The sequence below is a fragment of the Pseudoalteromonas sp. H103 genome (genome assembly GCF_001469205.1).
Lineage (GTDB): Bacteria > Pseudomonadota > Gammaproteobacteria > Enterobacterales > Alteromonadaceae > Pseudoalteromonas > Pseudoalteromonas carrageenovora.
In genome coordinates, this window is sequence record NZ_LOFG01000016.1 from 360,106 (window position 1) to 374,400 (window position 14,295).

Sequence of the window (14,295 nt, forward strand, 5' to 3'; positions counted from 1 at the left end):
ATCTTAAACAAAGTGCCCTTAATTTAAGGGCGCTTGCCGCAGTGACGACAATAAATATGGCTATTGCGCTCGTTTAGTTGTGTTTTTATGGCCTTATTTGCCTCAAGCTTACTTAATCCCAACTTATAGCGTAGCTCTTCTAAATGAGCGTGTTGCGCTTTGTTGAGCGTGCCATCATGAATTTGTTCATGGACTGCGTCTTCAAAAAACTGGCGTCGTTTACGTATTTGCTCTGAAAAACTAGATGCGAGTAAACCTGTTGGGATAGCTACCATTCCCATGCTAAGTAATGTGATCACCCCGCCAAAAAATTTACCCAATGAGGTTATAGGGACTACATCGCCATAGCCTACAGTGGTAAGTGTAGCCATTGCCCACCACATAGCCGCGGGAATAGATCCAAATTTATCGGGTTGAATATCATGCTCAATTAAATAAATACCGCAAGAGGCTAAGATAAGCACGACCGCCATAATAAAAAATGCTGCAAGTAATGAACTGCCTTCATCTATAAACGCTTGTAACAGCAGCTGCATAGCACGAGAGTAGCGAGTAAGCTTAAACACTCTTAGTAGCCTAAGTACGCGTAAAAAACGCAAATCGAGCGGAAATAAAAACATCAGTAAGCTAGGCAAAATAGCAATCAGATCAATTAGCGCCAGGGGAGATAAAAAATAACTTAGCCTGCGTTTTGTATTAGTGCAATTAATGGCAGCATACTTTGTTTTATCTACACATGCCCATAGCCTTGCTATATATTCAATAGCAAAAATAGCCACTGAGACAATTTCTAAAATTAAAAATTCATCATAATATTTAAGCGCTACGCTCGGAATTGATTCAATAACGATGGCTATAACATTAATCATTATTAAGCTAATGAGGGTAATGTCTAATAAGTGCCCTGCACGGTGATATTGCCCCGTCCCCTCAAATAGGCAGGCCATTTTTTTTCTTAAGGTTTGCGGACTATTCATTAGTTAAGTTTAAGCACCATGTTAATACTGCCTTCTTCAAAGTCGCGGCTTATTTTAAAGCCGAGCTTGCGCGCTAGTTCAATCATGCCTGTGTTTTCAGGCAATGTGATCCCCTCTACTGTCTCAACGCCTTGGCGCTTACAGTGATTAATTGCCGCTGTCATAAGAATGGTGCCAAGGCCTAAACCTTGATAATCAGAGCGCACTACAGTTGCAAATTCAGCATGTAAATTATCAGGGTCCATAATAACTCTTGCTACACCAAGCGTACGGGTTTTGCCTTCAAAGCGCTGGCAAACAATAAATGCCATTTCACGGTCGTAATCAATTTGGGTCATTTTAGCGAGCTGATCGTGATTAAACTGAGGAAGTTCACCAAAAAATCGTTTGTAACGATCTTCCTTATTTAAAGATTGATCAAACTCTTGGTGGGCTTTTTCATCTTCTGGTTTTATAGGTCTGAGAGTTGCTTGGGTGTTGTTTTTAAGAGTCACCACTTCGACAAGCTCAATAGGGTAAGGGCGAATAGATAAGCGCTTACGATTGCTTTGCGCTTGGTATTTATTAAGCGTCATAGTGGCATCAAGTACTAAAAACTGACCGTTACTGGCAAGTATTGGATTTAACTCCATAGAGCTAATATCAGGCTGATCTATCACTAATTGCGAAATACGAGTGAGTAGGGCGCAAAGTCGATATTTATCGACTTTTTCGGGCAATATACGTTCTTTTAGTACCCCTTTATCATGTGCTGCTGCAATTAAATATTTAGCTAGGTTCATGTTAAGTGGTGGAAGTGCAACAGCAGCTTGTGCGTACTCCAGGCCGTTCCCGGCTTCGCCAAGTAAAATAACGGGCCCAAAATTAGGCTCTGTTTTAATGGCTATTCTAAGCTCATTTGCGCCTGCGCGTGGCGCCATTTTTTGCAGCGAAAACCCTTCAATCACCGCATCTGGGTACGTATTTTTAATACGGATTAGCATTGCAAACGCGGTTTGCTCCACTTCATTTGCATCGTTAAGGTTAAGGACTACACCACCCACTTCCGATTTTGAAGCAATACTTGGGCTAATTAGTTTTAGTGCCACAGGAAAGCCAAGTTCAATGGCTTGCTCTCTTGCTTCTGTAGGGGTGTAAGCGACCTCTGTTTGAATACATTCAACACCATAGTGGCTCAATACTTGGCTGGCTTGATGGGTCGGTAAATAGCTTTGTTCATCTGTTAAAAACTCAGTAATGAGTGTTTTAGCTGCTACTTTATTTATTTTTGCATCATCTGTGTTCGACTCTGGCGTTTGCGTTAAGTGTTTTTGATTTCGGCGATAGCTAACTAAATGCATAAATGCACCTACAGCACCTTCAGGTGTGCGGTAAGTTGGTATAGCGCTATTAGAGCATACCTTTCTAGCGGCGTAGGAGGCATCTTCTCCCATAAAATTAGTGATCACATAAGGGCGCGCCATTTTAGGAATCGTTTGTAGAGTTTGCACTATTATATCGGCGTAATCTTCACTCGGTGCTAGTGCTGATGGAGTGTGAATTATCAATAGATTTTTAACTTCTTTTGCGCGCAATAAAATATCAAGAGCTTGCTTGTAACGAGCCGGAGCTGAGTCACCAAATATATCAACAGGGTTTGATGTGGTGTCTGATTGTGGGATCACTTTATTGAGTGCTGCGCGGGTTTCATCGCTTAATTGAGTTAACTTGCCAGAGTTTAATATAAGCTCATCAACTGCCATAACGCCTGGGCCGCCACCATTGGTTAAAATTGTAAGTTGCTCTACTTTTAATAATTTTGGGTGCATAGCAAGCGTTTGTGTAGCGGCAAATAGCTCACGTAAATCTTTTACGCGAAGCATACCCGCACGCTGAAATAGTGCATCGTAAACAGCATCTGAACTTTGCTTACCACCGGTGTGAATTTCAGCGGCGAGTGCTCCGGCACTGGTTTTTCCGGTTTTTATAGCAATAACGGGTTTACTAAAAGCAGCAGCTCGCGCTGCAGATATAAACCCGCGAATATCTTCAATATTATCTATGTACAATAAAATGGCTTTGGTTTTAGCGTCGCGGCCTAAAAAGTCGAGCAGTTCATCAAAGTCTATATCTAGGCAATCGCCAACCGAGACAAAATACGAAAAACCAATCTCTTTGTTTTGAGCCCAGTCTAAAATGGTCGAACACACTGCAGCCGATTGCGATACAAAAGCAAGTTTACCCGGGCTTGCAACAGTGTGAGAAAAACTTGCGTTTAAGCCAATATGGGGGATAAGTAAGCCTAAACAGTTTGGTCCAAGCAGCGTAACGTTGTGTGCTTGGGCTGATTCTTTTAATGCTGCTTTTAGCTCATTTGAAAGGCCATCGGCAATGACTATGGCGCTTTTACAACCAAGCTTACCTAACTGTTCAATGATACTTAGTAGAGTGTTTTTGTTGGTACAAATAACAGCAAGATCAGGTACTTTAGGCAATTCGGCTATGCTTGGGTAGGCAAGTACACCATGTACCGCTGTATGGCTTGGCGTAACTGGCATTATTGGCCCATTAAAGCCACCCCGTAACAAATTGCGCATTACTACAAAGCCTGCACGAGTTGACACGTTTGAGGCGCCAATAACCGCCACCGACGAGGGGTTAAAAAACTGGCTAATACGTTTTAGGCTCATAGCGGATCCTTGGCTGATTATATTTTGCGTTATTTATACTCACAATGTACCCTGTTTAGTGTGTTATTTCGAGCGTCTAGGTGCTTATTATTGATATCAATCAAGGAGGTGAACGTGAACAAAACACCCGGTTTTTATATTGTTATAGCAGCAATTTGTTTAAGTATAGGCTTAGTTAGCTTTGGTTTTATTTTAAAAGGAACAGCACTTGACGTAAAAGCGATGGAACGCAGCGTACAAGTTAAAGGATTAGCTGAGCGAGAAGTAAGCGCAGATACCGTAATTTGGCCTTTGCAGTTTAGTGATGCCGACAACAACCTCGAAAAGTTAGTTAGTAGGGTTGAGCAAAAAAATGATGCGGTTATCGCTTTTTTAAAGCTACATGGCTTTGATGATGACGAAATAAGCACAGGTAGTCAGTCAATTATTGATAAGCAAGCCCGCGAATACGCTAACGAAAATCAAAAATTTAGGTATCTAGTACGCTCTAATATTATTGTGTATTCAAGCGCTCCCGATAAAGTACAAAATGCACTGAGTAAAGTAAGTCAATTAGCAAAGCAAAATATTGCAGTCGTACAAGACAGTTACGAAACCAAGGTGGAGTATATATTTACTACTCTTAACGATATAAAACCTGCCATGGTGCAAGAGGCCACAGAGAAAGCCCGAGAAGTGGCGAATAAGTTTGCTAAAGACTCAAATTCAAAACTTGGTAAAATTAAAACGGCGCGACAAGGCCAATTTAGTATTACTAACCGTGACTCAAACACACCTCATATTAAAAAGGTGAGAGTAGTAACAAGCGTAGAATATTACTTAAGTGACTAAATTGCTTTGATTAAATGTGCAATTTGCGCGGTTGAACGCTGCAGGTAAGCTGCACTGAGTAAAATGCTGGTTTCGTTGATGTTTGCCCCTTTTAATATGCTTGCCAGTTGTTGCTTAGCCAATGGGTTTTGTTTTTGTTCTATTTCCATAAGGGCTAGCAGCGCTGAAAATTCATGCTTAACTGGGGTGTTAGGTTTATTTGCATATGCAATATAACAAGCAACGGGCGTGAGGCCGCGTGCATTGGTTTGTGCAAGGGCTTTGACTAAATCATCGTTAGATTCAAATAACATTAAAGAGCGCACGTAGTTAAAAGCCAGCTTTTGAGCATGGGCGTGCTTAAATACATTATGTAGAACATTATTACCTTGGGTATCTTGTGCTAAAAAGCCTTTGTTCTCTTTTAATGCCGGTGTAAAAAACGTTAATGCATCAGTGGTCGTTAATTGGTTTATAAAAGGCGCTGGTGGTGTGTTGGTGGTTAAAATACGTGTTGCCATGTTTTGCATAAAGTCGTATTTAATATCCATACGCAAAGCGGTTTCACAAAGGTGATTAAGCTGTAATGTTTGCTGGGCAGGACTTAACTGTTTAAAGTCGCTATCAAGTTCATCTAGCTGATGCTTAGCAATTCGCGCATTAAGTAACTGTATGCTTAAATCCATTCTATCACTCTACCTCTCAACGTTTTTATTACTATAAGACAAAAAAGGTCGCATAAGCGACCTTTCATATTTAAACAGTTGCTTTCAATTGGTTTTAAGCTTTTTTGCTTGCTACCCATTCGTTCACAAAGTTCTCTAGTACGTTAAGTGGTACAGGTCCATTTTTAAGTACTACATCGTGGAACTGGCGAATATCAAACTTATCACCAAGTTGCTTTTTAGCATCTTCACGCAGTTCTAAAATCTTAAGCATACCTACTTTGTAAGCTGTTGCTTGCGATGGCATTACAATGTGACGCTCAACCATTTTAACACCGTCTGATGTTGCATTAGGCGTGTTATTTACGTAGTAATCAATACCCTCTTGGCGAGTCCACTTCATTGCGTGAATACCGGTATCAACCACTAGACGACATGCGCGCCATAATTCCATTGAAAGGCGACCAAAATCTGAGTAAGGGTCTGAGTACATACCCATTTCTTTAGGGATGAACTCTGAGTATAAGCCCCAACCTTCAATGTATGCCGTATAGCCGCCAAACTTACGGAACTTAGGTACACCTTCAAGCTCTTGCGAGATAGCAATTTGCATGTGATGACCCGGAATACCCTCATGGTACGCTAATGCTTCCATTTGATACGTTGGCATCGCTTCCATGTCGTAAAGGTTTGCGTAGTAAATACCAGGGCGTGACCCATCTGGCGCAGGTTGTTGGTAAAATGCTTTACCTGCTGCTTTTTCACGAAATGCTTCAACGGCTTTAACTTTAAGGTCTGCTTTTGGCTTAACAATAAACAGCTCGTCTAAACGGGTTTTCATGGTATCAATTAGGCCAGTTGCCTCATCTAAATAACGCTGTTTACCTTGTGCGTCATTGGCATAATAAAATTGTTTATCAGTTTTCATAAACTGCATAAACGCTTTTAAATCACCTTTAAAGCCCACTTTATCTTTAATTTCACGCATTTCGTCATGAATACGCTCAACTTCAGCAAGACCAATGGCATGAATCTCTTTAGCCGTTAAATCAGTTGTTGTAGTGCGTTTAAGGGCGTTGTTATAAAACGCTTCACCATCTGGCAATTTCCACGCGCCATCACGATTATCAGCGCGTTTCTCTAGCTGTGCAAGGTAGTTAATTAGCTTAGAGTAAGAAGGCTTAACTGCTGATTTTAGTGCATCAGTTGCATCGCTAATTAAAGCATCTTTTTCATCTTGGCTAACTTCAAGCGCGCTTACTTTACGTTTAAAGTCGGCTAAAAGCGTAGAGTCTTCACCTTTTTCAAACGGCGCACCATGGATGATGTTTTTGCTTGAATCAATAACATGTGGGAACACAAATTTAGGGGCAATAATACCTTTATCAGCACGCGTTTCTAAATCAGTAATTAGTTGATCAAATACTGTAGGTACACCGTTTAAACGTGCAATGTAGTCTTTTGCTTCTTTAACGTTACTAATTGAATGTTGGTTAATTAAAAATGCAGGCACCATAGAGTGAGTACCAAACATTTGGTTAACTGGGTAGTTATGGTAACGCCATTTAAAATCAGCAATTGAGCTTTCTAAGTCTTGTTTTTTTAAGTCGTAACTTACTTTTGTTGCATCATCAAGTAGGTCGCGGTTAATTGCTTTTAGCTCAACTAAATCAGCTTTAGTTTGTGCTAAATCTTTTAATTTTTGCTCTTCGCTGCCGTCATCCCATTTGTCGTAATCTTTTTTAATGCCCATGTAAGTTTGGTACACAGGGCTGCTCATTACGTCGCGGTTAAAGGTATCTTCAAAAAACGCATTGGCTTTGTCTATTTCACTTTGTTGTGATTGAACATTTTGTGCTTTTGCAACCGGTGCGGCCTGTTGAGTTGTTTGCTGGCAACCAGCAATAAGTGCAACGCTTACGGCTGCTGCAATAAAGGTAAGTTTACGCATTGTTTTCCCTTTGTTGTTAGAAACCCATTAGGGCGTATTATATTTATTTACTTGTATTTTTATATTTATCGCGCGTGGTTAAAACCACTACACGAACAATTCTAGCAGGTCATTTAAAAAACGATGACCTTTAACGCTTACTTGCCAGTGGCCGTTTTCTTGTATTAACAATCCTGCGTTTATAGCTTTTGTTAAAGCCGCTTGCTGGCTTTGTAGCGGCTGACTAGTCAGCGAACTGAAGTCTTCAATTGGGCAAGGCTCAACAAGGCGAAAACGATTCATAAAAAATTCAAAGGCTAAATCGTCTTGCTCCACTTCCCAACTCTTGTACATATATGGCTTAATTAAATCCATATAACCGCGAGGGTGTTTAACCTTTTCAGTGCGTGTTATTACACCCGTTTTTGCATCAGTCACTTTACCATGAGCACCACAACCAATACCGAGATAATCGCCAAAACGCCAATAATTCAAGTTATGTTGGCATTGATAACCGGGCTTTGCATATCCTGATATTTCGTATTGAATGTAACCAGCTTGAGCAAGTAACGCTTGGCCTTGCTCTTGAATATCCCATAGGGTTTCATCTTGCGGCAGAGTAGGTGGTTTTGAAGCAAACTGTGTATTTGGCTCAATAGTGAGTTGGTACCACGATATGTGCGGCGGATTCAAAGCAATAATGTGTTTTAAATCGCTCAGTGCATCTTCAAGGCTTTGCCCCGGTAAACCATGCATTAAATCAAGATTAAAAGTATTTAGCCCAGCGTGTTTAGCTTGCTCAGCGGCGTAGTTTGCTTCATCGGCACCATGAATACGGCCAAGCGCTTTTAACTTGTCGTTTTGCATACTTTGCACACCAATAGAAATACGGTTAATGCCGGCTTTAACGTACTCTTTAAAGCGTCCGGTTTCTACGGTGCCAGGATTTGCTTCAAGGGTTATTTCACAGTTATCACTAAGGCCAATCAGGCTATCAACTTCTTTAAGTAAACGAGTGTAAGCATCGCCGGTTAATAAGCTTGGCGTGCCACCACCAATAAAAATACTGTGTATTTTACGCCCTTGCACTAAATGTAAATCAGCTTTTAAATCGTCTATTAAATGTTGAATATATTCAGCTTCAGGTATGTCGCCTTTTTGCCCATGGCTATTAAAGTCGCAGTAAGGGCATTTTTGCACGCACCAAGGTACGTGCACATATAAGCTAAGTGGTGGAAGGTTCACAGGCCGCCTTTGTTTTGAAGCTCTAGTAGTAATTTTTTAAGTGCTTGGCCACGATGGCTCACTGCATTTTTTTGCTCTTTAGTAAGTTCTGCACTGGTACAGTTTTGCTCAGCAACAAAAAATACTGGGTCGTAACCAAAACCACCTTCGCCATTTTGGGTTTGTGTAATTTCGCCTTCCCAACTTGCGCTACAAATAAGTGGGGTAGGGTCATCTGCGTGGCGCATTAATACCAGTACACACCAAAAGCGGGCTTTACGGTTTGGATTGCTACCTAGATCATTAAGTAGTTTATCTATGTTGTCTTGATCGCTTGCGCTCTCACCAGCAAAGCGAGCAGAGTAAACTCCCGGCGCGCCATTTAAGCCATCTACTTCTAGGCCTGAATCATCAGCTATGGCTGGCATACCTGTAATTTTAGCCGCATGGCGGGCTTTTATGATAGCGTTTTCCACAAAGGTGGTGCCGGTTTCGGCTACTTCGCTTACGTTAAAGTCACTTTGTGGCACTACGTTAATGTTAAGTGGGATTAGCATATTTGCCAGCTCATTTACTTTGCCAGGGTTACCTGTAGCAAGTACTAAGGTTTTAGTCATAATATTAATCTACGTAAAATTTTTGCTGAAACTGTAATTTTTGAAACTGGTTACTTTGTTGTATTTCAATTTCAAAACGTAAAATTTCTTCGTTGGTGTAATTTACTTGAGCAAGATAATAAATTGAGTCACCTTCTTTAACTTCTTTAAAAGTTAAGGTTTGTTTATTACCCAGTAAGTTTTTGGCTGTGCCAGTTAACGTGGCTGTTTGTGCTGTTTTATCGGCATCATTTTTTAATATCGAAATGTTTACAACCCCTTTGTAGCCACTGCGCTCAAGGTTGTACGCTTTAGCTATTTTGGGCTGAATAAACGTAGAAGGAAAGGCAATGTAATGTACTTGCCAAGGGCCAAGCTCTTTGTACTGAGCGCCTTGCATTTCTTCACTTTGTGCATTAAATGCAAAGGCTAAACAAGCAATAAAACAAAACTTAATTAAACGATTCATTATGGTGTCCTATATAAAAAAGAGGCCATAAGGCCTCTTTTACTTAAAATTGAGTGCTTAGGCTAAAAAGTCCATAAACAGCATTTGTAAAAACTGAATACCAATAATAAGTACTAATACTGATAAATCTAAACCACCCATTGGCGGAAGAATTTTACGAATAGGTTTAAGCATTGGCTCAGTAAGCTGATGGAAAACCGCTTCAATAGGGTTATAGCCCTGGCTTACCCAGCTCAAAATAGCACGGATAATTAACACCCAAAATACTAAGTTTAAACCTTCTTTTAATACAGTTATTAATGCTTGGAAAAACACCGGCTGCGGTGCCCATGCTCCATAAATAACAAGCATTAGGGTACTAATTTTAGCTACGGCTACAAGGTATGCCAGCAACAATGACGCTAAATCGAGCCCGCCTAGCCCTGGTATAATTTTACGTAGCGGTTTAACGGCAAACGACGTTGCTTTAACTACAAATTGGCTCATTGGGTTGTAAAAGTCGGCTTTTGCCCACTGTAGCCAAAAACGCAGTAGCACCACCATTAAAAATAAATCAAACAGGGTACTGATCAAAAATTGCATGGCATTCATAATGTAACCTTCAATAAAAAGTAATTTTAAAGTTCTTTTTCCATTTGCTCTGCGCGGGCAATACATGCATCCATCGCGTCGCTAACAGTTTGTGTTAAGCCTTCGCCTTTTAAATGCTCAACTGCGGCATGTGTAGTACCGCCTTTAGATGTTACATTCGAGCGCAATTGCGAAATAGTAATATCTGGTTGGCTAAGTGCCATTTCTGCCGCGCCAAGCGCTGTCTGTTGTACTAAGCGACGGGCATCTTCATCGTTAAAACCAAGTGCTTTAGCTTTTTCTTCAATGGCTTCCATAAATAAGAAAAAGTAAGCAGGAGATGAGCCAGTCACAGCAATAATATCGTTAATTTGCGACTCTTGCTCAACCCATACTGCAATACCGGTACATTCAAATACTTGTTGTACAAACGCGTGTTCATCGGCTGTTTCGTTTGCGCCAAATAAACCCGATACACCACGGCTAAGCAGCGATGGGGTATTTGGCATACAACGTACCATTTTAACGTCTTGGCCTAGCATTTCACGTAAACGCTTAACGGTTAGACCTGCGGCAACCGATATAAATAATTTATCACTAAAGTCTACGCCTGACTCTTGAAACGATTTACATAAATCGCCCATCATTTGAGGCTTAACAGATAATACAATGACGTCAGCATCGCGTAGGGCTTCGTTATTGTCACTGGTGGTTTTCACCTTGAAATCGTCTGCTACCTTTGCAAGCTTTTCTTGGTTGCGGTTTGTAGCAATGATGTTGTTTGCGTTAAAACCGTTTTTTACCATGCCACCAATAATGGCATAGCTCATGTTACCTGTGCCTATAAATGCGATTGTTTTATCTGACATATGTCTGTTATCACCTTTTAAGTTCGAGTTCCAAAAATATCTGTGCCGATCCTCACCATGGTCGAACCTGCACTTATGGCAGCTTCAACATCTCCACTCATACCCATCGACAACGTATCTATATGAGGATATTGGGCCTTTAGTTTATCAAAGCAAGTTTGTAATTGCTCAAAAGATTGAATTTGCTCAGCAGGATCGTCACTTTTAGCCGGAATTGCCATTAAACCACGCAAAGTTAACTGCTCACATTGACTAATAAATTCTGCAAGTTCAGGTATTTGATCAACGCTACAGCCCGACTTAGCCTCTTCTGTACTTATGTTTACTTGAATAAGCACATTTAAAGGGGGCAGAGCAGCGGGGCGCTGGGTGTTTAACCGTTTAGCTATTTTTATGCGATCAACACTTTGCACCCAGTCAAAATGCTGTGCAACAAGCGCGCTTTTATTTGATTGAATAGGGCCAATAAAATGCCACGTGATGTCGCTTAATGCACTTAATTGAGCTATTTTATCTACAGCCTCTTGAACATAAGACTCGCCAAATTGGCGTTGGCCATGCTCGTAAGCTGCAGCTATATCTGTACTAGGTTTTGTTTTTGAAACAGCGAGTAAAGTTATTTCGCTGCTATTTCGTTGTGCATTTTTTGCCGCATTTGCAATTCTAGCGTAGGCGGATGTGAGTCGTTCTGCTATTGTAACCATATATTTATCAGTTAGTTGTGGAGTCATAAATGGATATTACCGAATTATTGGCGTTTAGTGTGCAACACAAAGCATCCGATTTACATTTATCGTCGGGTGTTTCACCTATGATACGCGTAGATGGTGATGTTCGCCGTATTAATATACCAGCACTTGAAGACAAAGACGTAAACAGTCTGGTTTACGACATTATGAACGATAATCAGCGTAAGGACTACGAACAAAATCTTGAAGTGGATTTTTCGTTTGAAGTACCTAACCTTGCACGCTTTCGTGTGAACGCATTTAACTCTAATCGCGGGCCTGCAGCAGTGTTTCGTACCATCCCAAGTGAGGTGCTAACACTTGATGATTTAGGCGCTCCTGATATCTTTAAAACAATTTCAGATACTCCTCGAGGGCTTGTACTGGTTACAGGGCCTACGGGTTCAGGTAAATCAACAACGCTTGCAGCTATGGTCGATTACATAAATCAAAACAAACATCACCATATTCTGACTATAGAAGACCCTATCGAATTTGTTCACGACAATAAACTCAGCCTTATTAATCAACGTGAAGTGCACCGCGATACTCATAGCTTTTCAAATGCCCTTAGAAGTGCACTGCGTGAAGACCCTGATGTAATTTTGGTTGGTGAGCTTCGTGATTTAGAAACAATTCGCTTAGCAATGACTGCTGCCGAAACTGGCCACTTAGTGTTTGGCACGCTTCATACAACCTCTGCGCCAAAAACTATTGACCGTATTATTGATGTGTTCCCAGGTGAAGAAAAGGCGATGGTACGCTCAATGCTCTCTGAGTCATTACGTGCGGTAATTTCGCAAACGTTACTTAAAAAAATTGGTGGCGGGCGAATAGCCGCTCACGAAATTATGATTGGTGTACCCGCAATTCGTAACTTAATCCGTGAAGATAAAATTGCGCAAATGTATTCATCAATTCAAACAGGTGCATCGCACGGTATGCAAACAATGGATCAATGTTTAACAAATTTAGTAAACCACGGGCTGGTTACAAATAAAGCCGCGCAAGAAAAAGCGCAAGATAAAACACAGTTTGGCGGTTAAGGAATCATCATGAATTTATCTTTAAACCACTTTTTACTCATTATGATTGAGAAAAAAGGCTCTGATTTATTTGTATCGAGTCAATTGCCCGTTAGCGCCAAAATTAATGGTGAGTTAATCGCACTAAGTGACGATAAACTTACCGACGAACAAGCTTTAGAGCTTGTTGAGTCAGCAATGAGCGAAAAGCAAAAAAATGAGTTTCATACCACCAAAGAGTGTAACTTTGCGATAGCAACAGACGAAGGGCGTTTTCGTATATCTGCTTTTTGGCAGCGTGATAGAGCGGGTATGGTTATTCGTCGTATTGTGACGCAAATACCTGACGTTAGTGAGCTTGGACTACCTTCTACACTAACTGATGTAATTATGTCGAAGCGTGGCTTAGTGCTGTTTGTAGGTGGTACAGGTACTGGTAAATCAACGTCATTAGCTGCACTAATTGGCTACAGAAACCGTAATCAACGCGGTCATATACTTACGATTGAAGATCCGATTGAATTTGTGCATGAGCATCGTAAGAGCATAATAACACAACGTGAAGTAGGGCTTGATACCGAAAGTTTTGAATCGGCGCTTAAAAGCTCGTTGCGACAAGCTCCCGATGTAATATTAATTGGTGAAATACGTTCGCAAGAAACCATGGAGTATGCGCTTAGTTTTGCTGAAACCGGTCATTTATGTGTTGCTACATTGCACGCTAACAATGCAAACCAAGCGATTGACCGTATTATGCATTTAGTACCAAAAGAAAAACACGACAAGCTTAAGTACGACTTAGCACTTAATTTACGCGCTATAGTTGCTCAGCAGCTTGTACCTACCTCAGATGGTGAGAGCCGTGTAGCTGCGATAGAAATTTTACTTAATTCACCTATGGTGGCCGAGTTAATCAAAAGCGGCGACATTGGCGGCATTAAAGAGGCAATGGCTAAATCTAAAGAAATGGGGATGCAAACCTTCGACCAAGCTTTATTTGAGCTTTATAGACAGCAGCGTATTAATTACGCCGATGCACTACATCATGCTGATTCGCCAAATGATCTACGCTTAATGATTAAGCTACGTAATAACGAGCAGCAAGGCGCAGGCTTTTTGCAAGGCGTTACTATTGATGGCCTTGATGATAAAGATAAAAGCTAATGACTAATAGTTACAAAAAAAGCGCCAATTGGCGCTTTTTATTTGCTTATTAATCCCTTAATTAAGTGAATTGGTATAAAATCGTTCTTATTCGCCGTAGCTGGCTTCAAAAAAGCTTTCTAAAATAATAACCGCAGACATATTATCTACATTACCTTTGCCTAAGTTTTTATAGCCGCCGTGTTCAAACAAGCGCGCCTTTGCATCGGCTGTTGTTAAGCGCTCATCTTGTGTTTGCACAGGAATGCCATAATGGTTATGCAGTCTATTAGCAAACTTCTTAGCTTTAAATGTTACCTCTTGAGAGGTGCCATCCATATTAAGAGGTAAACCTACCACCATTAAATCTGGTTGCCACTCTTTAACTTGTACAGCGATATGGTCCCAATTAGGGATACCGTCTTGTGCTTTTACAGCTTTAAGGCTTGATGCGCTGCCTGTAAGCTCTTGACCAATAGCTATCCCAATACTTTTAGTGCCAAAGTCAAAGCCCATTACAGTGCGTTCACCTTGCGGTTTAAGCGTTTTTTTTGTCATGTGTTTCCTGTTTTAGGTTTTATTTTGGCCTGTGTGTCTTACAAGGTTAAATTTTTAGTAAA

14 protein-coding genes are annotated in these 14,295 nt (G+C 40.8%); 3 read left to right on the forward strand and 11 right to left on the reverse strand.

Features of this window, described 5'->3' with window-relative positions:
- Positions 1-23 precede the first annotated feature (23 nt).
- Both ATS74_RS13790 and ATS74_RS13795 read right to left on the reverse strand, forming a co-directional pair.
- The gene (locus ATS74_RS13790; protein WP_058549453.1) at positions 24-977 is read right to left on the reverse strand and encodes an ion transporter; all 954 of its coding nucleotides are present in this window, start codon (positions 975-977) and stop codon (positions 24-26) included.
- Positions 977-3,646, reverse strand: a complete 2,670-nt coding sequence (locus ATS74_RS13795) for a bifunctional acetate--CoA ligase family protein/GNAT family N-acetyltransferase (protein ID WP_058549454.1) — start codon at positions 3,644-3,646, stop codon at positions 977-979. The genes ATS74_RS13790 and ATS74_RS13795 overlap by 1 nt, the downstream gene beginning before the upstream one ends.
- Before the next feature lie 114 nt (positions 3,647-3,760).
- Between ATS74_RS13795 and ATS74_RS13800 the strand changes: the two genes are divergently transcribed.
- The gene (locus tag ATS74_RS13800; protein WP_058549455.1) at positions 3,761-4,477 is read left to right on the forward strand and encodes an SIMPL domain-containing protein; all 717 of its coding nucleotides are present in this window, start codon (positions 3,761-3,763) and stop codon (positions 4,475-4,477) included.
- Here ATS74_RS13800 and ATS74_RS13805 read toward each other — a convergent pair.
- From ATS74_RS13805 to ATS74_RS13840, 8 genes are all read right to left on the reverse strand, one after another.
- On the reverse strand, positions 4,474-5,142 hold the full coding sequence (locus tag ATS74_RS13805; protein WP_058549456.1) for a hypothetical protein: 669 nt from the start codon (positions 5,140-5,142) through the stop codon (positions 4,474-4,476). The two genes, ATS74_RS13800 and ATS74_RS13805, sit on opposite strands and share 4 nt — an antisense overlap.
- A gap of 94 nt (positions 5,143-5,236) precedes the next feature.
- Positions 5,237-7,072: a DUF885 domain-containing protein gene (locus tag ATS74_RS13810; protein ID WP_058549457.1), complete on the reverse strand. Its 1,836-nt coding sequence runs from the start codon at positions 7,070-7,072 to the stop codon at positions 5,237-5,239.
- An 87-nt stretch (positions 7,073-7,159) separates the two neighbouring features.
- Complete coding sequence (gene hemW / locus ATS74_RS13815) at positions 7,160-8,296, reverse strand: radical SAM family heme chaperone HemW (protein ID WP_058549458.1); 1,137 nt, start codon at positions 8,294-8,296, stop codon at positions 7,160-7,162.
- Positions 8,293-8,892: an XTP/dITP diphosphatase gene (locus tag ATS74_RS13820; protein WP_058549459.1), complete on the reverse strand. Its 600-nt coding sequence runs from the start codon at positions 8,890-8,892 to the stop codon at positions 8,293-8,295. The genes hemW and ATS74_RS13820 overlap by 4 nt, the downstream gene beginning before the upstream one ends.
- Positions 8,893-8,896: 4 nt before the next feature.
- Positions 8,897-9,340: a DUF4426 domain-containing protein gene (locus ATS74_RS13825; RefSeq protein WP_058549460.1), complete on the reverse strand. Its 444-nt coding sequence runs from the start codon at positions 9,338-9,340 to the stop codon at positions 8,897-8,899.
- 57 nt (positions 9,341-9,397) lie between these two features.
- On the reverse strand, positions 9,398-9,931 hold the full coding sequence (locus ATS74_RS13830; protein ID WP_058549461.1) for a YggT family protein: 534 nt from the start codon (positions 9,929-9,931) through the stop codon (positions 9,398-9,400).
- Between the two features lie 26 nt (positions 9,932-9,957).
- Entirely contained in the window at positions 9,958-10,779 is an 822-nt protein-coding gene (proC, locus tag ATS74_RS13835) for a pyrroline-5-carboxylate reductase (protein ID WP_058549462.1), read from the reverse strand.
- A gap of 17 nt (positions 10,780-10,796) precedes the next feature.
- Positions 10,797-11,510 (reverse strand): YggS family pyridoxal phosphate-dependent enzyme, encoded by a 714-nt coding sequence (locus tag ATS74_RS13840; RefSeq protein WP_058549463.1) that lies wholly within the window; start codon positions 11,508-11,510, stop codon positions 10,797-10,799.
- Positions 11,511-11,512: 2 nt separating this feature from the next.
- Here ATS74_RS13840 and ATS74_RS13845 point away from each other — a divergent pair, with 2 nt between their 5' ends.
- Together ATS74_RS13845 and ATS74_RS13850 are read left to right on the forward strand one after the other, a co-directional pair.
- The gene (locus ATS74_RS13845; protein WP_058549464.1) at positions 11,513-12,553 is read left to right on the forward strand and encodes a type IV pilus twitching motility protein PilT; all 1,041 of its coding nucleotides are present in this window, start codon (positions 11,513-11,515) and stop codon (positions 12,551-12,553) included.
- Between the two features lie 9 nt (positions 12,554-12,562).
- The gene (locus ATS74_RS13850; RefSeq protein ID WP_058549465.1) at positions 12,563-13,696 is read left to right on the forward strand and encodes a PilT/PilU family type 4a pilus ATPase; all 1,134 of its coding nucleotides are present in this window, start codon (positions 12,563-12,565) and stop codon (positions 13,694-13,696) included.
- Positions 13,697-13,783: 87 nt separating this feature from the next.
- Here the strand turns inward: ATS74_RS13850 and ruvX are convergent, their stop codons facing one another.
- Positions 13,784-14,233, reverse strand: coding sequence for a Holliday junction resolvase RuvX (ruvX, locus tag ATS74_RS13855; RefSeq protein WP_058549466.1), 450 nt, complete (start codon positions 14,231-14,233; stop codon positions 13,784-13,786).
- Positions 14,234-14,295 lie beyond the last annotated feature (62 nt).